General features: G+C 72.5%; 26 protein-coding genes and 1 pseudogene. 10 read left to right on the top strand and 17 right to left on the bottom strand.

The genetic code is table 11. From position 1 onward, the window contains the following. Positions 1–21: 21 nt before the first annotated feature. Together rfbC and HHX41_RS19815 are read left to right on the top strand one after the other, a co-directional pair. Entirely contained in the window at positions 22–579 is a 558-nt protein-coding gene (gene rfbC, locus HHX41_RS19820; protein ID WP_310742074.1) for a dTDP-4-dehydrorhamnose 3,5-epimerase, read from the top strand. Between the two features lie 25 nt (positions 580–604). Next, positions 605–1,450 carry a glycosyltransferase gene (locus tag HHX41_RS19815; RefSeq protein WP_182907167.1) on the top strand — a complete coding sequence of 282 codons (846 nt, stop codon included), beginning with the start codon at positions 605–607 and terminating at the stop codon, positions 1,448–1,450. On the opposite strand, the gene HHX41_RS19810 is transcribed toward HHX41_RS19815, so the two are convergent. From HHX41_RS19810 to HHX41_RS19770, 9 genes are all read right to left on the bottom strand, one after another. Continuing rightward, positions 1,445–2,614 carry a hypothetical protein gene (locus HHX41_RS19810; protein ID WP_182907166.1) on the bottom strand — a complete coding sequence of 390 codons (1,170 nt, stop codon included), beginning with the start codon at positions 2,612–2,614 and terminating at the stop codon, positions 1,445–1,447. The two genes, HHX41_RS19815 and HHX41_RS19810, sit on opposite strands and share 6 nt — an antisense overlap. Before the next feature lie 4 nt (positions 2,615–2,618). After that, positions 2,619–3,374 carry a WecB/TagA/CpsF family glycosyltransferase gene (locus HHX41_RS19805; protein WP_220504249.1) on the bottom strand — a complete coding sequence of 252 codons (756 nt, stop codon included), beginning with the start codon at positions 3,372–3,374 and terminating at the stop codon, positions 2,619–2,621. A 147-nt stretch (positions 3,375–3,521) separates the two neighbouring features. Continuing rightward, the gene (rfbD, locus tag HHX41_RS19800; RefSeq protein WP_182907164.1) at positions 3,522–4,379 is read right to left on the bottom strand and encodes a dTDP-4-dehydrorhamnose reductase; all 858 of its coding nucleotides are present in this window, start codon (positions 4,377–4,379) and stop codon (positions 3,522–3,524) included. A gap of 10 nt (positions 4,380–4,389) precedes the next feature. Continuing rightward, a complete protein-coding gene (gene rfbB / locus HHX41_RS19795) occupies positions 4,390–5,361 on the bottom strand; it encodes a dTDP-glucose 4,6-dehydratase (RefSeq protein ID WP_169981205.1) in 972 nt (323 codons plus the stop codon). 94 nt (positions 5,362–5,455) lie between these two features. Then, the gene (locus HHX41_RS19790; RefSeq protein WP_182907163.1) at positions 5,456–6,520 is read right to left on the bottom strand and encodes a glucose-1-phosphate thymidylyltransferase; all 1,065 of its coding nucleotides are present in this window, start codon (positions 6,518–6,520) and stop codon (positions 5,456–5,458) included. Between the two features lies 1 nt (position 6,521). Next, on the bottom strand, positions 6,522–7,991 hold the full coding sequence (locus HHX41_RS19785; protein ID WP_182907162.1) for a sugar transferase: 1,470 nt from the start codon (positions 7,989–7,991) through the stop codon (positions 6,522–6,524). Positions 7,992–8,510: 519 nt separating this feature from the next. Continuing rightward, entirely contained in the window at positions 8,511–8,882 is a 372-nt protein-coding gene (locus HHX41_RS19780; RefSeq protein ID WP_169981200.1) for a hypothetical protein, read from the bottom strand. 75 nt (positions 8,883–8,957) lie between these two features. Next, positions 8,958–9,572 carry a GntR family transcriptional regulator gene (locus tag HHX41_RS19775; RefSeq protein WP_182907161.1) on the bottom strand — a complete coding sequence of 205 codons (615 nt, stop codon included), beginning with the start codon at positions 9,570–9,572 and terminating at the stop codon, positions 8,958–8,960. Between the two features lie 13 nt (positions 9,573–9,585). After that, on the bottom strand, positions 9,586–10,521 hold the full coding sequence (locus HHX41_RS19770) for a DMT family transporter (protein ID WP_182907160.1): 936 nt from the start codon (positions 10,519–10,521) through the stop codon (positions 9,586–9,588). Between the two features lie 225 nt (positions 10,522–10,746). On the opposite strand from HHX41_RS19770, the gene HHX41_RS19765 reads away from it, so the two are divergent. Beyond that, positions 10,747–12,795 (top strand): nitrate- and nitrite sensing domain-containing protein, encoded by a 2,049-nt coding sequence (locus HHX41_RS19765; protein ID WP_182907159.1) that lies wholly within the window; start codon positions 10,747–10,749, stop codon positions 12,793–12,795. Further along, positions 12,792–13,145 (top strand): DUF742 domain-containing protein, encoded by a 354-nt coding sequence (locus HHX41_RS19760; protein ID WP_182907158.1) that lies wholly within the window; start codon positions 12,792–12,794, stop codon positions 13,143–13,145. The genes HHX41_RS19765 and HHX41_RS19760 overlap by 4 nt, the downstream gene beginning before the upstream one ends. A 66-nt stretch (positions 13,146–13,211) precedes the next feature. On the opposite strand, the gene HHX41_RS19755 is transcribed toward HHX41_RS19760, so the two are convergent. The 5 genes from HHX41_RS19755 to HHX41_RS19735 form a co-directional block, all read right to left on the bottom strand. After that, positions 13,212–13,616 carry a hypothetical protein gene (locus tag HHX41_RS19755; RefSeq protein WP_182907157.1) on the bottom strand — a complete coding sequence of 135 codons (405 nt, stop codon included), beginning with the start codon at positions 13,614–13,616 and terminating at the stop codon, positions 13,212–13,214. A gap of 80 nt (positions 13,617–13,696) precedes the next feature. After that, positions 13,697–14,128: a hypothetical protein gene (locus HHX41_RS19750; protein ID WP_220504248.1), complete on the bottom strand. Its 432-nt coding sequence runs from the start codon at positions 14,126–14,128 to the stop codon at positions 13,697–13,699. Positions 14,129–14,408: 280 nt separating this feature from the next. Further along, positions 14,409–15,992, bottom strand: coding sequence for a hypothetical protein (locus HHX41_RS19745; RefSeq protein WP_182907156.1), 1,584 nt, complete (start codon positions 15,990–15,992; stop codon positions 14,409–14,411). A gap of 102 nt (positions 15,993–16,094) precedes the next feature. Further along, on the bottom strand, positions 16,095–16,910 hold the full coding sequence (locus tag HHX41_RS19740) for a Sua5/YciO/YrdC/YwlC family protein (RefSeq protein ID WP_182907155.1): 816 nt from the start codon (positions 16,908–16,910) through the stop codon (positions 16,095–16,097). 63 nt (positions 16,911–16,973) lie between these two features. Continuing rightward, entirely contained in the window at positions 16,974–17,621 is a 648-nt protein-coding gene (locus tag HHX41_RS19735; protein ID WP_169981178.1) for an NAD(P)H-binding protein, read from the bottom strand. Positions 17,622–17,721: 100 nt separating this feature from the next. Between HHX41_RS19735 and HHX41_RS19730 the strand changes: the two genes are divergently transcribed. Continuing rightward, complete coding sequence (locus HHX41_RS19730) at positions 17,722–18,075, top strand: helix-turn-helix domain-containing protein (protein ID WP_182907154.1); 354 nt, start codon at positions 17,722–17,724, stop codon at positions 18,073–18,075. 14 nt (positions 18,076–18,089) lie between these two features. Here HHX41_RS19730 and HHX41_RS19725 read toward each other — a convergent pair whose 3' ends face one another. Further along, complete coding sequence (locus tag HHX41_RS19725) at positions 18,090–18,644, bottom strand: TetR/AcrR family transcriptional regulator (RefSeq protein ID WP_169981174.1); 555 nt, start codon at positions 18,642–18,644, stop codon at positions 18,090–18,092. Positions 18,645–18,731: 87 nt separating this feature from the next. Here HHX41_RS19725 and HHX41_RS19720 point away from each other — a divergent pair, with 87 nt between their 5' ends. Together HHX41_RS19720 and HHX41_RS19715 are read left to right on the top strand one after the other, a co-directional pair. Beyond that, on the top strand, positions 18,732–19,175 hold the full coding sequence (locus HHX41_RS19720; protein ID WP_182907153.1) for a nuclear transport factor 2 family protein: 444 nt from the start codon (positions 18,732–18,734) through the stop codon (positions 19,173–19,175). 23 nt (positions 19,176–19,198) lie between these two features. Then, positions 19,199–19,714 (top strand): GNAT family N-acetyltransferase, encoded by a 516-nt coding sequence (locus HHX41_RS19715; protein ID WP_211591752.1) that lies wholly within the window; start codon positions 19,199–19,201, stop codon positions 19,712–19,714. Between the two features lie 48 nt (positions 19,715–19,762). On the opposite strand, the gene HHX41_RS40740 is transcribed toward HHX41_RS19715, so the two are convergent. After that, entirely contained in the window at positions 19,763–19,996 is a 234-nt protein-coding gene (locus HHX41_RS40740) for a hypothetical protein (RefSeq protein ID WP_259401131.1), read from the bottom strand. Positions 19,997–20,264: 268 nt separating this feature from the next. After that, positions 20,265–20,504 (bottom strand): annotated as a pseudogene (locus HHX41_RS42345) (GNAT family N-acetyltransferase); the annotation flags it as partial. Positions 20,505–20,850: 346 nt separating this feature from the next. On the opposite strand from HHX41_RS42345, the gene HHX41_RS19705 reads away from it, so the two are divergent. The 3 genes from HHX41_RS19705 (at position 20,851) to HHX41_RS19695 (ending at position 22,935) form a co-directional block, all read left to right on the top strand. Further along, positions 20,851–21,285 carry a nuclear transport factor 2 family protein gene (locus HHX41_RS19705; RefSeq protein ID WP_169981165.1) on the top strand — a complete coding sequence of 145 codons (435 nt, stop codon included), beginning with the start codon at positions 20,851–20,853 and terminating at the stop codon, positions 21,283–21,285. A gap of 92 nt (positions 21,286–21,377) precedes the next feature. Then, positions 21,378–21,977: an RNA polymerase sigma factor gene (locus HHX41_RS19700; RefSeq protein WP_310742072.1), complete on the top strand. Its 600-nt coding sequence runs from the start codon at positions 21,378–21,380 to the stop codon at positions 21,975–21,977. Then, the gene (locus HHX41_RS19695; RefSeq protein ID WP_182907152.1) at positions 21,970–22,935 is read left to right on the top strand and encodes a CU044_5270 family protein; all 966 of its coding nucleotides are present in this window, start codon (positions 21,970–21,972) and stop codon (positions 22,933–22,935) included. Before HHX41_RS19700 ends, HHX41_RS19695 begins: the two co-directional genes overlap by 8 nt. The last annotated feature ends 14 nt before the right edge of the window (positions 22,936–22,949 follow it).

Here is a 22,949-nt window from a genome sequence, read left to right as displayed (position 1 = left end):
GCCGAGGTTCTGATGGAGCCGATGAGTATCGAGGGAGCGTGGAGCTTCACCCCGCGAATCCACAGCGACACCCGGGGCGACTTCCTCGAATGTTTCAAGGCGGGGGAGTTACGCGAGGCGATCGGGCACGCCATGGAGCTGGCCCAGGCCAACTGCTCGGTTTCCCGTCGCGGTGTGCTCCGCGGCGTCCATTTCGCGGACGTACCGCCCGGCCAGGCCAAATACGTGACCTGCGTCTCCGGGGCCGTGCTCGACGTCGTGGTGGACCTGCGGGTGGGCTCGCCGACCTTCGGCAAGTGGGAGGGGCTCGTGCTCGACGACGTGTCCCGGCGCGCGGTCTACGTGTCGGAGGGCCTCGGCCACGCGTTCGCCGTCCTCAGCGAGCAGGCCACGGTGCTCTACCTGTGCTCCCAGCCGTACGCGCCGGGGCGCGAGCACGGCGTGCACCCGCTCGACCCGGAGATCGGCGTCGACTGGCGGCTCGACGGTGAGCCGATCCTGTCGGACAAGGACGCCGCGGCGCCCACGCTGCGCGAGGCGCTGGATTCCGGGATCCTCCCGAGATATCGGCCCTCCTGACCCGGCGGAGGCCCATACTGCTCGTGTGACGAGCGTCGTGATCCCCGCGCACAACGAGGCTCCGGTCCTCGGCCGTCTGTTGTCCGGGCTGCTGGGCGACGCCCGGCCGGGCGAGTTCGACGTCGTGGTCGTCGCGAACGGGTGCACCGACGAGACCGAGTCGGTCGCGCGGGCACACGGCGTGCGCGTGCTGAGCACGCCGGTGCCCTCCAAACGCGAGGCGCTGCGTCTCGGCGACCGGGCGGCCCGCGGCTTTCCCCGGCTCTACGTGGACGCCGACGTCACCGTGAGCACCGCGGGCGCCCGCGCGCTCGTGGCCCGTCTCGGCGGGCCGGGCACGCCGCTCGCGGCGGCGCCCGAGCGCGATCTGGCGCTCGCCGGCCGGCCCTGGAGCGTCCGCGCGTACTACGCGATCTGGACCCGCCTGCCGCACGTGCGCACGGGGCTGTTCGGCCGCGGGGTCATCGCGGTCACCGAGGCGGGCAACGAGCGGATCCGCGCGCTCCCGCCGGTCATGGCCGACGACCTGGCCGCCTCCCTGGCGTTCGGCGAGGGCGAGCGGGTGGTCGTGGCGGAGGCGCGGGCCGGGATCCAGACCCCCCGCACGTTCGCCGACCTGCTGCGCCGGCGCGTCCGCGCGGCGACCAGCGTGAGCGAACTGGAGCGCGAGACCGGTCCGGGCGGTCCGTCCGCGCGCACGAGCCTGGGCGACCTGGTCCGCATCGCCGCCCGGGAGCCGTGGCTGCTCCCGGCGGCGGCCGTCTTCACCTGCGTCACCGTGCTGGCGCGGCGCAGGGCGCGCCACGCCGTACGGGCGGGCGACTACACGACCTGGCTGCGCGACGAGAGCAGCCGGGCGCCGGGGTCATGACGAACGCGGGAGCTCGAACAGCCAGGCGTACAGGAGCCAGCCCAGCTCGTAGGGCCGGCATTCGCGGTCGACGGCGACCGGCGGGTAGAACCGGTCGAGGGTGGCGAGCCGGGCCGCCGGACGGGTGCGGGTGGCCACCGCGCGCAGGCCACGCACCAGCTTCTTCGGGTCCGCCCTGGCCGCCTTCCGCCAGGTGAGGCTCAGCCGTTCGTCGATGAGGGACTCGTCGGACTCGGGCCGCTCGCTCATCCAGCGCACGCCCTCGCCGATCTCGTCGAAGTAGGCCGTGCCCCCGGCGTCGGCGAGGTCGAGCAGGGCCATCGGGGCCATCGCGAGCTGGTGGACGCTGTAGACGGGATACCCCTCGACCACGGCGCCGGTGCGGGCGTCGTAGTGCCACCACCACTGGCCCTCGGCGCCCTGGGCCGCGCAGATCCCCGCGGCCACCTGTTCCGCGGCGGCCAGGGCGTCGGCGTCTCCGACCGCGGCGTGCAGCCGCGCCAGCGCCTGCAGCGGGTACACCTGGTCGGCGAAGCAGCCGACATGCGCCCGATACCAGGGCACGAGCGACCCGGACGACGGGCCGAGCACGTGCCGGTAGAGGCGGTCGGACGCCAGCCCGCCGAGCAGCCGGGCACGGGCGCGCTCCAGCCTGCCGTCCAGCTCGGAGCCGGCGCCCATCGTCGTCCTGGCGGCGACGAGCGCGGCGAGCTCCCACGCGGCCTCGACCGTGTACACCTGACCCGAGGACGCGAGCCGGTCGATCCCGGCCAGGTGCCGCAGCGCCTCGTCCAGCCCCGGATGCCCCGTCTCCGCCGCCGCCCAGCAGATCAGGGCCGCGTCGCCGAGCCCGCGCACGCCGGGCAGCCGCTCGACGAGGCGCCCGGCCAGGTCGGCGGCGGTGTCGCCGGCGAGCGCGGCGCGCTGCCGCTCCTCCGGGAGCGTGGCCACGCCGAGCGCGACGATCGCCGAATAACGCAGGCTGCGACCCTCCGCGACGGCGTCCCACGTGCCGTCGGGCCGCCGCACGCCCCTGCGGGTGAACACGAACTCCCCGTCCACGTATCCGGGCGGCAGTCCGCGCACCGCCAGGTCCAGCATGGCCGGCAGCAGGACGGCCGGCGCGCCCGGGCCCAGCAGGGCGATTCTGCGGTGCTGCGTCACGTTGTCACTCCAGAGAATCGGCGGAACTCGCGAGACGGCCGCGGTCACGAATCAGTCCCGCGGCCACGAGGAGGAGGAACCTCCCGTTGGTCTTCAGATACCGGGGGCCGAGGCGCGCCGGCTCCTGCAGCAGGCGGTACAACCACTCGAACCCGAGGCGCTGCCAGGCGCGCGGCGCCCGGCGGGTGCGTCCGGACAGCACGTCGAAGGCGCCGCCCACCCCGTGCACGACCTTCGCCCCGGTGGCCTCGCCCCAGTCTCGGACGAAGATCTCCTTCTTCGGCGAGGTCATGCCGAGGAACAGCAGGTCGGCTCCCGACAGCGCGATCTCCTCCGCCACCCGCGCGGACTCCTCGACCGGGAAGTAGCCGTCGCGGTACCCGGCGATCCGCAGGCCCGGGAAGTCGCGCCGCACCCGCTCGACCAGCAGGGCGAGCACCTCCGGCGTGGCCCCCAGGAAGTACGGCCGGTATCCGCGCCGCTCCCCCTCGGCCAGCAGCTCGGTGAACAGGTCGATCCCGGCCACGCGTTCCGGCAGCGGGTGGCCCAGCAGGCGCGCGGCCCACACGACGGACTGCCCGTCGGCGAGGACGAGGTCGCAGTCGAGCACCGACCGCCGCAGCTCGGGGTCCCCGCGCATGGTGACGATCTTCGCGGCGTTCACCACGCCGATGTCGAGCCGTCCGCCGCCGTCCACCGTCTCCACGCAGGCGGCGACGACCTGTCGCATGGTCAGCGCGTCCAGCGTCGTGCCCAGCACCGACCGCCTGTGTGCCCGTCCCCGCGCCGTCATCGGGGGACAGCCCGATCCACGGCGCGCGCCACCGATCCGTCCACGAATCCCCACCGTCCATGAATGCCGCCACGGGATGCCGTCCATGGGTTATCGCGCGGACGCCCGCGAACGTCACAACTCGCCGGAGGCGACGAGCCGGGGCCAGGCGTCGCGCAGTGCCTCGCGCCAGTCCCGCATCGGGGCCAGCCCCGCCCTTCCCCACGCCTCGTGCCCGAGGACGCCGTACGCGGGGCGCCGGGCCGGGCGGGGGAAGTCCCGGCTGCTCGTGGGCCTGACGCGGTCCGGGTCGGTGCCGAGCAGGCGGAAGATCTCCCGGGCGTAGCCGTACCACGTCGTCTGGCCCGCGTTCGTCCCGTGGTAGACGCCGGGGGGCGGGCACGCGCGCACCAGCCGCACGATCTGGGCCGCCAGGTCGGCCGTCCAGGTGGGCTGGCCGTGCTGGTCGTCCACCACGCGCACCGGGTCGCCCCCGGCGGCGAGCCTGATCATCGTCCTGGCGAAGTTCGGCCCGTGCGCGCCGTACAACCAGGCGGTGCGGACGACGTAGCCGCCGTGCCGCAGGGCGGCCCGCTCCCCCGCCGCCTTGGTCCGCCCGTACGCGTTGACCGGGTTGACCGGCTCGTCCTCGGCGTACGGCGTCCGCGCCGTGCCGTCGAACACGTAGTCGGTCGACAGGTGGACGAGCGTCACGCCGTGGCCGGCACACGCGGCGGCGAGCGGGCGCACGGCGTCGCCGTTGACCGCCAGCGCCTCCCGCTCGCGGGTCTCCGCCTCGTCCACGGCCGTCCAGGCCGCGCAGTTCACCACGACGTCCGGTTTCTCCGTACGGACCGCCGCCCGGACGGCCGCCGGGTCGCACAGGTCGAGGTCGCGCCGGGACAGCGCGGCGACGTCCTCGCCCTCGCCGGCCAGCAGCGTGGTGAGATCGGCGCCGAGCATGCCCGTGGCGCCCGTGACCAGCCACCTCATGGCGACGCCGTCACCGGGCCTCCGCCCGCAGCGGTTTCCACCACGACGGGTTGTCGGCGTACCACCGCACGGTCGCCTCCAGGCCGTCGTCGAAGGACACCTGGGGCGCGTAGCCGAGGGCGCGCAGCTTCCGGTCGTCGAGGGAGTAGCGGCGGTCGTGCCCCTTGCGGTCCTCCACCCGTCTGACGAGGTCGGGTGAGGCGCCGAGCAGGTCGAGCAGGCGCCGCGTGAGCTCCAGGTTGGTCAGCTCGGCCGTGCCGGCCACGTGGTAGACCTCCCCCGGCCCGCCCACCTCGGCGACGAGCTGGATGGCCCGGCAGTGGTCGGCCACGTGGATCCAGTCGCGGACGTTGCCGCCGTCGCCGTACAGGGGAACGGGCCTGCCCTCGATCAGGTTCGTGATGAACAGCGGGACGACCTTCTCCGGGTACTGGTACGGCCCGTAGTTGTTGCCGCACCTCGTGATGGAGACCGGCAGCCCGTGGGTGACCGCGTACGCGCGGGCGATCATGTCGCTGCCCGCCTTCGAGGCGGCGTAGGGCGAGCGCGGCGCGAGCGGCGCGTTCTCGTCCCACGACCCCGTCTCGATCGACCCGTACACCTCGTCGGTGGAGACATGGACGACGCGGCCCACCCCGGCGGACAGGCACGCCTCCATGACCGTCTGCGTGCCCAGCACGTTGGTCCGCACGAAGTCCGCCGCGCCGTCGATCGACCGGTCGACGTGGGACTCGGCGGCGAAGTGGATCACCACGTCGTGGCCCGGAACCACCTCGGCGAGCAGGCCCGGGTCGCACACGTCGCCGTGGACGAAGTCGTACCGCCCCTCCACCGGGGTGAGGTTGGCGAGGCTGCCCGCGTACGTGAGCCGGTCGAGCACCGTGACGGACGCCCCGGCGAAGGCCGGGTATCCGCCCGCGAGAACCGTACGGACGTAGTGGGAGCCGATGAACCCGGCGCCGCCGGTGACGAGTAACTTCACGGAAGGTCCACACCTGTCTTCGAGCTCGGACTGGAAAGGGATTGTGCCGGACGGGCCGGGAGAGCGGCAGCGGTCGGAAACTGTGCGGCGGCGGTCAGGAACTGATCTGGACCCTGCTGTGGTCCCCGAGCACCAGCCGGTGGGCCTTCGGCGTGTCCGGGGCCGGCGTGATCTCCACGTCGTGGCCGATCAGCGAGGCCTCGATCCGCCGGACCCCTTCGATGGACGAACGGGCGAGCACGATCGAGTACTCGATCTCGCTGCCGCTCACCACGCAGTCGGCGCCGATCGACGTGAACGGGCCGACGTACGAACGGTCGACGACGGTCCCCGCACCGACGACCACCGGACCGACGATGCGGGAGCGGCGCACCGAGGCCCCGGCTTCGACCACCACCCGCCCGATGAGCTCGCAGTCCTCGGCGTCGCCGTCGACGCGGCGCTCCAGGGATTCCAGCACCAGCCGGTTCACCTCGAGCATGTCGGCGACGTTCCCGGTGTCCTTCCAGTATCCCGAGATGACCGCGGGCTCGACCTCGTGGCCGGCGTCGATGAGCCACTGGATGGCGTCGGTGATCTCCAGCTCCCCCCGCCAGGACGGCTTGAGCTCCGCCACGGCGTCGTGGATCGCCCGGGTGAACAGATAGACGCCGACCAGGGCGAGGTCGCTCTTCGGCTCGCGCGGCTTCTCCTCCAGGCCGACGACCCGGCCGTCGCCGGCCAGTTCCGCGACGCCGAACTGGCGGGGATCGGAGACCCGGGTCAGCATGATCTGCGCGCTCGGCCGCCGCTCCCGGAAGCGTCCGACCAGGCTCTCGATGCCGCCCACGATGAAGTTGTCGCCCAGGTACATGACGAAGTCGTCGTCGCCGAGGTAGTCGCGGGCGATCAGGACGGCATGCGCCAGCCCCAGTGGCGCCTCCTGCCTGAGGTAGCTCGCCTGCAGGCCGAACCGGGACCCGTCGCCCACCGCCGCCTCGATCTCGTCCTGGGTGTCGCCCACGACGATGCCGACCTCGCTGATGCCGGCCGCGGCGATCGACTCGAGGCCGTAGAACAGGACGGGCTTGTTGGCCACCGGCACCAGTTGCTTCGCGCGGGTGTGGGTGATGGGCCGCAGCCGGGTGCCGGACCCGCCCGCGAGCACGAGGGCCTTCATGTCAGTAGGCCCCCCTGCCGCCGGTGACCGCGGACCACGTCTTCCACAGGATCTGCAGGTCCAGCAGGAGCGACCAGTTCTCCACGTACCGCAGGTCCAGCCGGACCGACTCCTCCCAGGACAGGTCCGCCCTGCCGCTCACCTGCCACAGCCCGGTCATGCCCGGCCGTACGACCAGGCGCCGGTGCACGTCCGTGCCGTACCGCTCGACCTCCGCGGGCAGCGGCGGGCGCGGCCCGACGAGCGACATCTCACCGCGCAGCACGTTGAGCAGCTGGGGCAACTCGTCCAGGGAGTAGCGGCGCAGCAGCATGCCCACGCGAGTGATGCGTGGATCGTTCCGAATCTTGAACAAAACACCGTCCGATTCGTTGGACGCGGCCAGGACCGGCTTGAGCCGCTCGGCGTCCACGACCATGGTCCGGAACTTCAGCATGTGGAACTCGCGGCCGTACCGGCCGATCCTGGTCTGCCGGAACAGGGCGGGGCCGGGGCTGGTGGCGCGCACGACCGCCGCGATGGCCAGCATCGGGAAGAGCAGGATGAGGAGGAACGCGGCCGCCACGATCCTGTCGAAACCGTTCTTGACGAGCCGCCGGGAGCCCTGGAGGTCGGGGTGCTCGACGTGCAGCAGCGGCATCCCCGCGACCGGGCGGACGCTGATGCGCGGTCCCGCGACGTCCATCAGCGCGGGGGCGACGAACAGGTCGGTCCCCCGCGACTCGATCCCCCAGGCGAGGCGGCGCAGCGCGGCGCCGTGGAGTTCGGGACACGCGAGGACCGCGACCGCCTCGGCATCGACCTTGTCGACCACGGCGGGCACGTCCCGGAAGTCTCCGAGAACGGGCACGCCGTCGATGTCGGAGCGCTGCCTGCGGTACTGCCCGCTCGGCAGGCAGGCGGCCACCACCCGCATGCCGTGGTACGGCTGCCGCCTGAGTTGCAGCACCAGTTCGTGGATGGACTGCCGGTGCCCCACCGCCACGACCGGCCGCATGTACCGGCCCTTCATGCGCAGCCGGTGCAGCCGCTTGCGCATGCGGTGCCGGATCAGCAGCGTCAGCACCGTGGCGAGCGGCAGCATCGCCATGACGTAGCTACGGGCGACGTTCGTCTGCGTGAGGTACGCCCCGATCGCGACGGCCGCGATGAGGCCCAGGCCCGCCTGGGCGACCGAGCGGAACTCCTCCGTCCCCTCGCCGTGGGTGCGTCTGCGGTAGCCGCCGGCGACGCCCACGACCAGCGGCCAGGAGATCGTCAGGGTCGCGCCGAACGCGAGGTCGTACACCGGGATGAAGGCGCCGAACCACAGCCGCGTGAGCTCGACGCCGGCGAGGGCGACAACAGCGCAGAGCAGGTCTCCCACCAGGAGAATCTTCGAATACGATCTCGTCGACACGCTCACCGGCAGCCGCACATGGACTTTGCGGGGAAACACCCCCGATTCCGCCAACTCCGTTTGCGATTCCATCTCACCGCGCCTAGGTAGCCGGACCGTCCAGGTGGTTGACGCCCCTCGCGTCTCAAAGGTTGACCCACGACTCACCCATTTGAGGGCGTGCCCGCACGAGGATGATGTTAGACAGCGACGGCCCGGTAGGGAACGTAAGCTCCCTGTCCACAATTGGTCGCAATGACCCCAGCTGGAGGACTTGACGGGAACGGTCCAAGATGGCACTACCAGTCCTCAGCACGGCATATACCGCCAATATATGCCGATACACAAAATGCCTATGCGGCCACCTCATACGCCCGCGAAAGGGAGCGGCGGACTCGCGAAATCCAGCGAATACCTGCCCCTCTGCGCCTCGAAAGTACTATCTGGTCGAATCGACTCCGTAATCGAACTCGGCCTTACCCGCCGATTCAAAATGCGATGCCGATTGGACGGCCGGCGCTGCCCGGAACTCACCGAACTACATCCGGAACAGCGCAGGAGCCCGCTTCGCCGGCGTGAAGCGTTCACGGGGCCGGCACGACGCCGCGGTCTCTAGTCGTATTCGAGGTCGGGCAACGGGGACGGCGGCTCCGGACTGCGCCACACGACGACGTAGTCCGCACGCGCGCTCGCGACCGCGGTGCTCAGCCGGTCGAGGTCGAAGTCCGGCAGGTAGCGCAGCCGGGTCAGGAAGCTCGCGTCGGTCGCCGAGTGGGGGACCACGCAGCCCTCGCCCTCACGGTCCAGCAGGACGATGAAGACGTCCTCCGGATGGCCGGGCGGCTCCCGGTGGCTGTGGCCGCCGACGCGGACCTCGACCACGTCCTCCCAAGCGAGGGCCTCGACGCTGCCGTCGGCGTAGTGACGCGTCACGCCTTCTTCGGTGACGTACACATAGGTGTCCGGCACAGGGTTGCCGTGCATGGGCGCGATTGTGACGACTTGAAGTGGCGCCGTGCAAGGGAATCCGGGTCTCCGGCCGCCTGGAGCCCGCACACCTCAGGGATGCCGCCACCGCAGGTGCTCGCGCACCGCGCGGACCGCCGCGTCCGCGGGCCCCTCGGCGATGACGCGCAGCAGCCCGGCGTGCTCGGCCGCGAGCTCGTGGGGGTCCTCGTACGCGTTCCTGAGCCGGACCAGCCCGAGCCGCGTCTCGGCCGCGAGCGTGGCGTACAGCCGCTCCAGGCGGGGGCTGCCCGCGGCGGCGACGAGCGCCTCGTGCAGGGCCATGTGCTCGGCCACGACGGCCGCCCAGGGCGCGCCGGGCGGCAGTCCGGACAGGCGGTCCAGCGCCTCCTGCGCCGCCGTCACCCGGCGCCCCGCGACGGCCTGCGCCATCAGTTCCTCCAGCGGCCCGCGCACGTACATGAGGTCGTCCAGGTCCGCGGGGGTGATCACCGGGACGTACGCGCTGCGGTTGCGCTCGCGCCGCAGCAGTCCCTCGTGGACGAGCAGCGCCAGCGCCTCCCGCACGGTGGGGCGGGCCACGCCGTAGCGTGCGGACAGCTCCTGCTCGGGCAGCGCGGCCCCCGGCTCGATGTCCCCGGACAGCACCCGCTCGCGCAGCGCGGCGGCGAGCGCCTCGACGGTGGACACGGGTCTCAGGGTGGTCACGGGACCGAGCCTACTAACGAGTCCCGGCCGCCGCCGTGGGCGTTTCCACCGCGGGGGCGTCCGGCGCGGCCGCCCTCGCGGGCAGCGCCACCACGACCAGTCCCAGGGCGAGCAGCACCAGGCCGGCCCACGAGACGAGGGACAGGTGCTCGCGCAGCGCCACGACGCCCAGCAGGGCCGCGACGGCCGGCTCGGCCAGCGCGAGCGTGGCCGCCGTGGCGACAGGGGTGGTGCGCAGGCCCCGGCCGTACAGGAGATAGGCCAGCGCGGTCGTGGCGCAGCCGAGGTAGAGCGCGGTCAGCAGGCCGGTCGGCCGCGCGAGCCAGGCCGGTCCGGTCAGCACGAGGACCGGCAGCATGAGCACGGCGGCGCCGCCGAACATGACGCCCATCACGGTCCCCGACTCCATGCCCCCGCCGATGGCCCGGGCCGCCACGACCGCGTAGAAGGCGTACAGGAGCCCGCCGAGGAGGGCGAGCGCGATGCCCGCGGCGTCCGCGCCGCCGGCTCCTCCGCCGGTGACGAGCACCGCGCACCCGGCGACGGCGGCGGCCGTGGCGAGCGCCCAGCGCCCGCTCGGCCGTTCCTGTCCTGCCAGCCAGGATAGGAGCCCGGTGAAGACGGGGCCGCTGCCGATGGCCACCACCGTGCCGATCGCCACGCCCGTCCTGTCGACCGCGGCGAAGAAGCACAGCTGGTAGGCCGCGACGGCGACGGCTCCCAGGACCAGTGCCCAGCGCATCGCGTTTCCCGGAACGTTCCCGTGCGCCGTGCGCCGCGCCCGGCGAGACGCGATCAGCGCCAGGGCGCCCAGCAGGGCCCCGCCGAGCACGAGACGGGCCGCCGCCAGCGAGACGGAGCCGGCAGAGGCGAGGGTTCCCGCGGTGCCCGCGGTCCCCCACAGGACGGCCGCCGCGACCACCGCGAGCGGACCCGATCTGGATTTCATGGGTCGATTGTCTGACAACCAGACACAGTGAGGCAAGAGCTTTCCTCCGGAACGTCGAGACTGTCCCGATATGGGGTGTGGCCCAAGTCGTTAGGAACGATCCCTGGTGGCCCAGCTCACAGATTGCTAGGGTTTCGCCACTGTTAACACATGTGTAACCGACGGGCAGGTCTGATGGCTGGTCGGAAACGATCCATCCGATTCAAGATTTTCGCGATCCTGCTGGTGCCTTTGACCGCCCTGGTGGTGATCTGGGGGTTCGCCGCCAAGCTGACCATCGAGCAGGGGCAGCAGCTTCTGCGCATCCAGAAGGTCTACGACAACATCGTCTATCCCGTCAGCGAGGCCATCAACCAGCTGCAGAGCGAGCGGTTCGTGTCGGTGAGCTACCTCGCCTGGCGCACCTCCTCGCTGCGCACCGACCTCCAGGTGCAGCGCCGCAAGACCGACGCCACCGCGGTCCTGCTGACCCGCCTGTCGGCCGAGGCCGAGGACAAGACGCCCCCGGCGATGTGGGACCGCGTCCAGGACCTGCTCCGGCAGCTGGACCGGCTCGACGTCCTGCGCGGCCAGATCGACGACCAGCGGCTCACCCGCCTCGACGCGATCGAGGAGTACAGCGCCGCCGTCGAGACCGCCCACCAGGTCTACGACCGGCTGATGATCTCCCCGAACATCGACATCATCGAGCAGACCAAGGCGCTCATCCTCATCACCCGCAGCCGTGAGCTGGTGAGCCAGCAGTCCGCGCTCGTGCTGGGCGCGCAGGCGTCCGGGCGGATGACGCAGGACGAGCGGGACGCCTTCTCCGGCATGGTCGGCAAGCGCCGCCTGCTCTACCAGCTCGGCACGAGCCAGCTCGACGCCGGCCTGATCAAGCAGTACGGCACGCTGAACTCCACCGCCGTCTACACGTCGTTCATCTCACTGGAGAACGACGTCATCGCCAGGGTGCGGCCGGGCCAGCCGCTCCCGCCGGAGGCGATCGCCTGGCCGACGACGGCCCAGGCCCTGACCCGCCAGCTCACCGAGACGACGGACGCGGCCTCCGACGCCACCGCCGCCCGCGCCGTGCCGCTGGCCGAGGACGTGCTCTGGGACATCGGCGTCGTCGGCGCGCTCGGCCTCGCGGCCGTGCTCGCGACCGCGTTCATCTCCTTCCGGTTCGCCCGTACGGTGACCGGCGAGCTGGGCACCCTGCACCGGGCCGCGTCCGACCTGGCCGGGCAGCGACTGCCCGAGCTCGTACAGCGGCTGCGGCGCGGCGAGGACGTCGACGTGACGGCCGAGACCCCGCCGGTGACCCAGGCCAGCGGCACCGTCGAGATCGAGAACCTCGGACGCGCGTTCGCCTCGGCGCAGCACACCGCGATCGAGGCGGCCGTCGGCCAGGCCGAGCTGCGCAAGGGCGTCAACAAGGTCTTCCTGAACCTCGCCCGGCGCAGCCAGTCGCTGCTGCAGCGCCAGCTCGGCATGCTGGACGGCCTGGAGAAGGAGATCAGCGACCCCGACCTGCTCGAACGGCTCTTCGGCGTCGACCACCTCACCACCCGCATGCGCCGCCACGCGGAGGGCCTGATCATCCTGTCCGGCGCCGTGCCCGGCCGCGGCTGGCGCAACCCGGTCCCGCTGTACGACGTGGCCCGCGCCGCCACCGAGGAGGTGGAGGACTACCTGCGGGTGGACGTGAACGTGCCGCACGGGTTCTCCCTCGCGGGCGCCGGCGTCACCGACGTCGTCCACCTGCTCGCCGAGCTGATCGAGAACGCCACGGTCTTCTCCCCGCCGCACACCCGCGTACAGGTCAGAGGGGAGATGGTCGCCCGCGGCTTCGCCGTCGAGGTCGAGGATCGCGGGCTCGGCATCCCCCCGGACGAGCTGGCGCACCTCAACGCGCGGCTCGCCGACCCGCCGGAGTTCGACCTGGCCGACAGCGACCGGCTCGGGCTGTTCGTGGTCGGGCTGCTGGCCAGGCGGCACAACATCCGCGTCTCCCTGCGCACCTCGCCGTACGGCGGGACGAGCGCCGTGCTCCTGCTTCCGAAGGAGATCGTGGTGGAGAACGAGACCAGGGAACCCGTGGTCGAGCGCCTCGCGCAGCCGGAGGCCGCGCCCCCGGCCCTGGCCCTCACACCGCCGATCGGCGGCGGCGCCGAGGACTCCCTGCCCCGCCGGGTGCGGCAGGCCAACCTCGCTCCGCAACTCAAAGAGGAGCGGGGCGACCTGTTCTCCTCCTTCCAGGCAGGCTGGCAACGCGCTCAGGAGGACTCGTGACCGCGCACGAGGACGGGCCGCTGCTGCGCCCCTACACGATCACCCGTGGCCGTACCCGCCCGACCGGGCCGGAGTTCGACCTGATGACCATCATCAGGACGTCTCCCTCGGCGTACAGCGGGGTCACCGGGCTGGCCCCCGAGCACTGGCGGATCCTGCAACTGTGCCGGGTTCCCTCCTCCGTGGCCGATCTGGCCTCGGAGCTCGGCCTGTCGCTCAACGTCGTCCGCATCCTGCTCGGCGACCTGCGCGACCAGGGGCTGATCACGGCGCGGCCGCAGGCCACGGTCGCCCAGCTGCCCGAGGAGCGCATCCTCCGCGAGGTGATCCAGGGACTCCAGGCGCTCTGACGTCAGCCGTCCGCTTCGCAGGACGCGCTGCTCACTCGGTGTCCGCTTCGCAGGACGCGCTTCTCGCTAGGAGTCCGCTTCGCAGGACTCCAGGAGCCGCTGCACGTGCCAGCGGGCAGGTGTCAGCAGTTCGTCGGCGTACCGGTCCAGCAGGTCCGCGCACGCCACCGGATCGGCGATCTCGACGGACGGCAGGACCAGGATCTCCTCCTCGCCGTCGAGCACGAGATCGCCCCGCACGCTGAAGGTCCCGTCGCCGACCCCGACCGCGGTCTCGAACACGAGGTCGTGCCCCGGCAGCGCCAGCGCGGCGCCGAGCCGTACGGCGGGCCCGGCCAGATCGGAGACGGGCTCGACGCGGACGTGGGGGAAGAAGTCGCGGGAGACGGAGCGCCCCATCTCGCTGAACCGCGCCGCCGTACGCATCAGCGCCTTCAGGAGTTCGGCGGCACCCTGACTGTTGGCGTCCACCCCCGCAGGGTAGATCACGGAAAGTTGCGTTTTGGCCAAATGATTGGGTTCGGCCGGAAATTCCGCCGAAAAGGGCGGCCTCAGCGGAAGGCGTAGCACTCCACCTCGGCCCGCCGTCGGGTCAGCCCGCCGGCCACGGACTTCTCGACACAGGAGCGCTGCGCGGCGGTGAGTTCGAGCGCGCCGCAGACGCTGACCCCGGAGTACGTACGGCAGTCGAGGTTCGGGTTGAAGGCGCCGACCGTGTACCGTTCGCGCACCTCCGCGCGGCAGCGTTTCCGCGCCTCGGAAGTCTTCCGGTAGCGGCACTGGCCGACGAGGACGTCGTACTGGCCCCGGCTCACCTCCTGCCGCTCCACGCCCCCTCTGGGAGCGGGCGCCTGCGGCGCGATCCCCGCCCTCGGACCGGTCCTCGGGTGGCCGCCGGCCCCGGCATCCACCGAGGCGACCGCGGCGACCGTCCCGAGCATGGTCATCGCAGCGAGCACGGCGACAGCGACGATCTTTCTCATGGCGATCCTCCCGAGCAGGAACGTACCCACACGGGAACCATCACCCCCGGCGCCACGCCACGCCCGCATGGACGGCCGTGACCTCGCGTCACGGCGAAGCCGGTGCTTCCAATACGTCGGGCATGCCCGACATTGCGAAGTGTGCCGGCGGACGAGCGAGGGTAGACGCGACCGCGTGAACGGCGGGGACGGCGTTCACCCGGACCACCCTCGATCTCTCGGATCGAAATCCGGTCATTCCCGACACGACAGAGCTTTTACGTGCTCTTTGCCCGCTTCCTCATCGTGCGACCGCGGCCTGTTCCCTCCGGCTGCGCGTCCGCTCCCGTACGGCGGCGCGTACGGCGACGACCAGGACCACCGCGCAGAGCAGGACCGCGAGCAGCACCGCGACGCCGTAGTCGTCGGGCAGGCCCGCGCTCCAGCCCAGGAACGGCAGGAAGACGGCGGCGAACGCGGCGGGCGCCGCGAGCAGGAGACGGGTCCCCCTCGGCCGCCATCGCAGCCAGACCGTGAGCACACCGGCCATGCCGGCGACGAACATCGGCGCGGCGAGCAGCAGGGACATGTAGTCCTCAATCCCGTCCGCCGTCACGACCAGCAGGACGCTCGTCCACAGGAGCGCGGCGCAGATCCCGAACCAGACCGGCCACCTGCGTGCCCCCGCCGTCGTGCCGAGGGCCGCCAGCAGCGCCGCGAGCGCCACGAGGACGGCGACCTCCAGTTCGGGGCCGATCCGCTTCCCGGGGGACGTGAGGGGAGCCGGGGCGCTCTCCGACAGCGGAGCCCCTTCGGGGTTGTGCTCCGGGAAGCCCAGCCGCCGCCACCGTCCCGACACCTCGCGCAGGGCGACCCCGTCGGTCCCGTTCGCCACGGCGACGACGTGGCCGCCGGGCACCTCCTGGACGGCGACGGCCAGGGAGACGGCCGGGCCGCTGGGCTCGCCCAGGGAATCGGGATTCTCGTAGACCCGGTCGAGCCAGCCCTGTCTGCCTCTGGAGATCTCCCAGGCGACCGTCCAGGTCGCTCCCCCGTCCGTGGTCTGCTCGACCCTGAGCCGACCCGGTGTGACCCGGTAACACCGCCCCGGGTCAGCGGGCACGCACGCCCGGGTCGCCGGAGACCAGGACGGGGACGGAGACGCGGACGCGGACGGAGACGCGGACGGAGACGCGGACGCGGACGGAGACGCGGAAAGAGCCGGCGAGCCCTTCCACTCGTGCCACGACCTCCCGCCGTCCCCGCTGGCGATCATGAACCAGTCCGGCACCACGACCACGATCTCCCCGTCCCGCACCTCGACGGCCCGGGCGGACGGCGAGGCGGGCACCGCGCTGGTCGCCGTCACGGCGAAGACCGCGGCGGGCAGCACCACCAGCACGCGGGCCCGGGAGACGTCCCGGCGCCCGGCCCGGGCCGCGCGCCGCCACACCAGCCACGCGACCGCGAGGACAGGAAGCGCGAGCAGGTCCGTGGGGTCGGCCACCACCCGCGAGGACGGCACGAGCATCGCCCACGCCCGGGTCGCCGCCTCCGCGCCGCTCCCGGTCGTCTTCATCCAGGCGAACAACACCCCGGTCAGCGCGATCGCCCCCGCCGCCGTACGGCCGCCCGGCGGGACGCGGCGCGCGGCCCGGGCCGCGTACGCCACGAGCAGGGCGAGCAGCGGGGGCGCGACGAGCATGCCGGCGACATCGCTGAGCTTGCCGGTGACCACACCCGGCCACGCGAGTTTCAGCACGCGGTCGTTGACGATCAGCACACCGATCGCCGCCACGGTCACCGGATGGCCGAGCCAGGCCGCCTGCGCCCCGGGCCCGGCTACGCTCGGTCGATTGCGGTCGTGCTGAAGACGATCACGCATCCGTCGATCGTAAACGTGTTTCCACCGGCGCGACAGTGACTCCTCGGACGAGCCGCGCCGCCGTACGGGGAAGGGATCGACCGCCGCGCGGCCCTCCGCGCGCTACGGAGTGCTGATGGGCGACGGCTCCTTGCTGAGGATGACGGGGGAGGCGCCGCCCAGCGCCAGGTGGGCGGGCAACCCCGCCATCCGGCTCTGACGTCCCGCACGCGCCAGCCCGCTCACGGTCAGCGTCCCGTCGCACGGCCATTCGTCCGCCCGCTCGCCCGGCCGGTCCCACACGGCCAGTGGGCCGTCCACGTGCGCGGTGAGCAGATACTGCAGCGGAGTGCGCGGCAGGAACAGGTCGACGTCGGGCGTCGCGCGCCGTACGGCCCGGGGGAGCACCGGCTCGCGCAGCCGCACCAGCGTGGCGGGCTCGGTCCGCTCGACCAGCGCGCGGATGTCGGGCGGGGACAGGTTCGCCACCTCCCTGGCCGTCGAGACGTTCCGGACCAGCACGCGGACCCGTCCCGACGCGCCGTCCATACGCGCCAGCGCCTGCTCCGACCTGGCGTCGCAGACGACCTGGTCGGCGAACAGGTCGTGCAGGCCGGCCACTCCCCCGGCTCCGATCGCCGCGACGGCCGCCGCCAGGGCGTCGGGACCCGTGATCCCCTCCCAGCGGAGGCCGGGGCCGCAGGCCGTGCAGCCCGTCGCGGCGGACACGGACCTACGGGCGTCCGGCCCGCGGCACTCCCGTCCGCAGTCCGCGCACAGGACGGCGGAGGGCGTCACTCCGGCCGGCGGCCGGCAGTCGTCGCAGCAGACGAGCGGGTACATGTACCGGCGGCCGGCCCGGTCGAACAACTCACGGACGCAGGCGGAGCAGAGCCCGTGCTCGCTTCGCCGAGCGCCGGGGGAAGCCGAGATGACCATGGAAGCCGCACTGCCCGCCGCCGGTCGCTCTAATCACACCCCGTCACGCCGATATCGCGGTGATCAGGCCCGCTCGACGCCGAGGTGGACGCGGTGATGCCGCGGCCGCTCCGCCTCGTCCAGCACGGCGACCGCGAGATCGGGGTAGGAGATCCGGCTCCCGGCGTCGCCCGGCGCGACGCGGTACCCGCCGGTGCGGACCCCGTCGTGGTCGAAGTCGCCGGACGGGCTGATCACCAGCCAGTCCACCGGGGTGACCGCCTCACGCAGGACGGCGTCGCCCGCCTCGTGACCGAGGTAGAACTCGCGGTACTCCTGCGGGTAGCCCGGCGTGTCCATGAGCAGCGTGCCCGCGGCGGTCCGCAGCCCGGTGGCCAGGCCGACCGCGATCAGCCGCCGGACGCCGGCCCGTTCCAGCCCGCCGAGCAGCGCACGGGCCGCCGCCGGGAAGAACTCCATCGGCGGGGCGGCCAGATCGGCGGCGGCGTTGACCGCCGCCTGGTGCCCCGCCGCGACCCGGGCGATCGCGTCCGCGTCCGTGACGTCGCCCGCGACGACGTCGTCCGCCTCCAGGCTCGGTCGCCCCTCCCGGTCGGCGTACGCGGCCGGGTCGCGCACGACCGCCGTCACCCGATGCCCGCGGTCGCGGGCCTCCCGCACCACCGCGCGGCCCGCCCTGCCGCCCGCTCCGAACACCACGATCGCGCTCACGTCCGCCCCTCTCCGCGGGGACCGGCCCCACGGCCGGTCACAGCAGCGGACGGTATCCGGATGGGCGGTTACCTCCGGGTCACCGGTTAGCGTGATCGCCGTGACCGAACCTCTCGACCCGGACATGTTCGATCCGCTCTGCCCGTCCGGCCTGATGCCCATCCGGCTCGGCGACAAGTGGTCGGGCATGATCATTCGCTGCCTGGAGCATGGGCCCCGGCGCTTCTCCGAACTGCGCGTCCCCCTGCGCGGCATCTCGGCCAAGGTGCTCACCCAGTCGCTGCGCGCCCTCGAACGCGACGGCTTCGTCCTGCGCACGGCCTACCCCGGGGCCGTCCAGCGGGTCGAGTACGCGCTGACGCCACTCGGCCGGAGCCTGATCGAACCGTTGAACACCATGTGCGCGTGGGCCGAGGAACACTGGGAGGAGCTTCTCGACGCCCGCGAGGCGTAGCCGTACGGGCCTGCTCAGCCGTCGGCGAGGGCGCGCAGGGACGGGCGCAGGGCCTCGGCGATCCGTTCGGGCGACGCGCCGCGCAGAGCGGTGAGGCCGAGCAGCTGGTGGGCGATCGTCACGCCCAGCATCGTGCTGACCATCAGGGCGGCCCGCAGTTCCGCGTCGCCCGTCCCGATCGCGTCCGCGAGATGCGCCACCTGGCCGTCGAGCTTGCCGCGCACCTCCTCGGCGGCGTCGGGGTGGGTGAGCATGGAGCGCATCATCGCCAGCGTCGCCTCGGGCAGCGGCCCCATCTTCATGCCGATCCTGCCCAGCAGTTCCTCGACCGGCTCCAGTTCGCCGTCCAGCGGCGGGATCGACGGGATCCGCACGGCCTGGTCGAACAGGTCCTGCTTCGACCCGAAGTACTGCATGACCAGGGCGGGGTCGACCTCCGCCGCCGCCGCCACGGCCCGGATCGTCGTGCGCTGGAAGCCGCGCTCGGCGAAGATCGCCCGCGCGGCCGACAGGATGCGCTCCTCCGTGCGGCGCCGGCGCTCGGCCCGGCTCGTCGGCGTCCCCTCCACACGACGACTCTACCGGCGTTGACCATGCCGGGCCGTTCGCTCTACAGTCGTTGAGTCAACAGCCGTTGAGTGAATTGGAGTCACCCGATGCCGCTCACCCCACGCGAGGTGCTGGCCCGCTATCACCGGGCGATGGTCGACAGGTCGGCCGACGACCTCGCCGGTCTCTACGCCGCCGACGCCGTCCACACGTTCCCGTTCCGCGTGCCGCTGTTCCCCGCGCGTCTGGAGGGCCGCGAGGAGATCCGCGCCCTCTACCGGGCGACGTGGGGCGCGAGCCCCGTACGGCTCGCCGAGATCCACGACGTCGTCGTGCACGAGGCGGCCGATCCCGAGGTCGTCACCGGGGAGTGGGAGGGCACAGGCAGCGTCGAACCCGACGGCCGGCCCTTCCGTGCCACCGGCCTGCTGACCCTGCGCGTACGGAACGGCGAGATCGTGGAGACGCGCGACTACATGGACGTGTTCGGCACCTACCACGCGATGGGCCGGCTGCGGGACGTCGCGGCCGCCGCGGAAGGCGCCGGCTGAGCCACCGGGCCACAATGGGCACCATGACGATCTCGGGGAGGATGGTCCGCCGGGCGGGAACGGCGGACGCCGCGGCCCTCGTCCGCCTGCGCGCCGTGATGCTGGAGGACATGGGCGCGGACACCGGGGACGAGAGCGCGCCCTGGCGGGCGGCGGCCGTGGAGTGGTTCGGGCGGCGGCTGCGCGATCCGGGGGACTTCGCCGCGTTCGTGGTGGACGACCCGGAGCTCGGGGTCGTGAGCTGTGCGGCGGGCACCTGTGACCCCCACGCGCCGGGGCCCACGAACCCGAGCGGCCTGCACGGCCACGTCTTCAACATCTGCACCGACCGGCGCCGCCGCCGCCTCGGCCTCGCGCGGGCCTGCCTCGACGCGCTGCTCGGCTGGTACCGCACCGAGACCGAGGTCCGGACGATCGACCTCAACGCCACGGCGTACGGCATCGAGCTGTACCAGTCCCTCGGCTTCGACGCGCCCCGCTACCCGGCTCTCCAGCTGCGGCTGGGCCCGCCGCTCGGGCACGGCTTCACGAGTGGCTAGTGCCGCGACCGCCGAAGTTTGCCCGGGGCAAAGGTCGGCGGGAGGGCACTAGAGGTCGAACCGGTAGTGGACGGTCCGGTGCGTCGGCACGTAGCCGAGTGCGTCGTTGATGCCGCGCATGTAGGTGTTGCCGTCGGCGGTGTCGGCGAGCAGCCCTCCGAGGTCCGGGTGGCGTTCCCGGACCAGCCTGATCGTCTCGGCCTCCATCCAGCGGCCGAGGCCGTGCCCGCGGTGCTCGGGAAGGACGCCGGTGCCGTAGTGCTGCCCGTCGCCCCTCGTCACCGGGGACCACCAGCTCGGTGAAGCCCGCGATCGTCCCGGCGGCCTCGTCCACGGCCGCGACGGTGTGCAGAAGGTCGCCGCGCCGCGCGATCGCCTCCGCGGCGGCCCGGACCCGGGCGACGTCCCAGGGCGCCGGCCTGTAGTCGAGGCCGTCCATCGGCATGTCGTCCATCGCGCGGCGGGACGCGGCGAAGGTCTCGGCCAGTTCGTCCGGGACCACGCCCTCCCAGGAGACCAGCCGATATCCGGGATGCGGCTCCGCGAGGGCCGCGGCGAGCAGGCGCGACCCCACCCCGGCGCGGCGCTCGGCCGGGTGGACGTGCAGGTCGAGCTCGGCGAGATGCTCGTGTCCCGCGGCGGTGGACAGGCGCAGGTACGCCGATCCGGCGGGTACGCCGTCGGACCGGGAGGCCAGCCAGGCCAGCCGCTGACTCGATGCGCCGGGGTGGGGACCGACCAGGTGGGTCAGATGGAAGACACGGGCGCATACCGTAAACCATCGGCCCACTCACGGATCAATGGGATTTACCCGCAGTCCCGGGCAGGCGGGGGCCCGCCGCCCGGGCGCCGCTTCACCGGCCGTCACGTCGGCGTACGCCCGTGCCCTGCCCGGCGGCTGATCCTCTGGCGAGCCGCTGCCGATGGTCGTGCCCGGCTGGCCGGACTCCCGCGAACGGGAGCAGCAGACCCCGGTAGAGGGACCACGGAAGGAATCCCTCACCGGCTCACACGGTCCACTAAGAGCCATTTGACCTGAGTTATCGTGAAAATGCCGCCCATGTCCGGACGCTGTCATGCCGGTCACGGTGCGGGCGCATCATACGGCCGCTCTCGTCGGGGGAAGGGAACGTCCGATGTCCGAAGTGCTCCGTGCCGTGGACAGGCTGAGACAGGCCATCAACCGCCATGACCTCGACGCCCTGGCGCAGTGCTTCGACGAGCGGGCCGTTCTCGTGGCCCCGGACGGCATCGCCGAGAGCAGGGAGGAGATCGCCTCCTACTACGGCCAGTGGATGGAGGCGTACCCCAACATGGTGATCACGCCGCAGTCGGTGACCATGTTCGGAGACACCGTGGCGGCGGAGTTCACGATCAGCGGCACGCACAAGGGGCCGCTTCTCGTCCCCGGCGGGGACGTTCTCGAGGGGACCGGGCGGCCCATCCTCGTACGTTCGTGCAGCTTCTCCACGGTGGAGGAAGGGCTGATTCTCAGTCACCGGCTGTTCTACGACCAGTTGGAGATGGCGGCCCAGATCGGCGGCTGCCTCTGTTTCAGCGACCGCCCGTAACCGGCCTTCGCGCGGGAAAGGCTTTCAACCGTCCGCGAACTCTTTTCCCTTCGTCGGGTGAAAGCGGGTAGCCGGATGGATGGAGCCCCCACGTGATCCCCGAAGCACCGCCCGATCGCGTCGACGACGCCGAGCTGATCCAGCGGTCCCGGCGCGACCCCGAGGCCTTCGCGGACCTGTTCGACCGGCACGCCTCCGCTCTGCACCGGTACGTCGCCCGCCGCCTGGGCGCGTCCCTCGCCGACGACGTCGTCTCCGACACGTTCCTGGCCGCTTTCCGCAAGCGCGAGCGCTACGACCCGGCCCAGCCGGACGCGCGCCCGTGGCTGTACGGCATCGCCGCGAACCTCATCGGACGGCACCGCCGTACCGAGATCCGGTTCTACCGGGCACTGGTGAGGACGGGGGTGGACGAGGTCGCCGAGCCGTACGCCGACCGCGTGAACCAGCGGGTGTCCGCGCAGAGCGCGCAGCGCGGCCTGGCGAAGGCGCTGGCCGGGCTGTCGGCGGGCGACCGTGACGTGCTGCTGCTGGTCGCGTGGGCCGACCTCACCTACGAGGAGGTCGCCAGGGCCCTGGACATACCGGTGGGGACCGTGCGATCGCGGTTACACCGGGCGCGGGCGAAGACCCGCGCGGCGCTCGGCGGCGACGACCCCAGCGCGACAAGTGAGGAGCCTCTCCATGGATGACCTGCGACTGCTCCGTGAGATGCGCGCCGAGGTGCCGGACCCGGGTCCCGAGTGGCTGGTCCCGGCCAGGGCGCGGCTGCTGCGCCGCGTCCGCGCCTGGCACCTCCCCCGGTTCGGCCGCAGGCTGCTGCTCGCCGGGGCCCTCGGCGGCGCCGCGTCCGTCGTGATCGCGACCCGGCCGCACGAGCCCGGCGGCGTCGTGCGGCCGGCGACCGTACGGCTCGACTCCGCGACTGTGCTGCGGCAGGCGGCCGAGGTCGCCGAGTCGCGGCCGCGGCGGGCCGTCCCCAGGCCGGACCAGTGGCACTACACCAGGACGCTGGACAAGCAGGCCAACGACGATTCCGGCACGACGCAGGAAGGCTGGATCCGCTACGACGGGAAGCAGACCGCCGGCTACGGAGAGGACGGCCGGATGCACGTCAGCGACGTGCCGCCGGATCCCGGCGACGACGACCTGTCCCCCCAGCAATACGACGCGAAGCTGCGCCGGCTCCCCACGGACCCGGACGACCTGCTGGCCCACGTCAGCGGCGACCGGCACTGGATCGACCTGCCGGTCGAGGAGGGCGTGAAGAAGAACGTCGAGCCCCCGGACGCGCGGGCCTTCCGCGTGATCTTCCTCTACCTCGAACGGCACGTGGTCATGCCGCCGAAGCTGGAGGGCGCGATGTTCCGGGCGCTGATGAGGATCCCCCATGTCGTGGTCGACAAGGACGTCGCGGACGCGGCCGGACGGCGCGGCCTGGGGATCCGCTTCGACTGGGGTGCTGATCCGGGCACCCTGAGCTACCACATCCTCGATCCCCGCACCTACCGCTACCTCGGCAGCCGCATGGTGTGGGTGCGCGACGAGTACGTCGAGGGTGATTCCACGCCCGCGTTCCGAGCGGGGTCGGTGTGGGCGACCGCCCTGCTCGCCTCCGGCATCGTGGACCGGCCCGGCCGGCGGCTCTGAATATTTCACCGCAT

The organism is Microbispora sp. H13382, assembly GCF_014161445.1.
GTDB lineage: Bacteria > Actinomycetota > Actinomycetes > Streptosporangiales > Streptosporangiaceae > Microbispora.
Note: the sequence above shows the minus strand (reverse complement) of the source record. Positions and strands in the feature narration are given on the sequence as shown.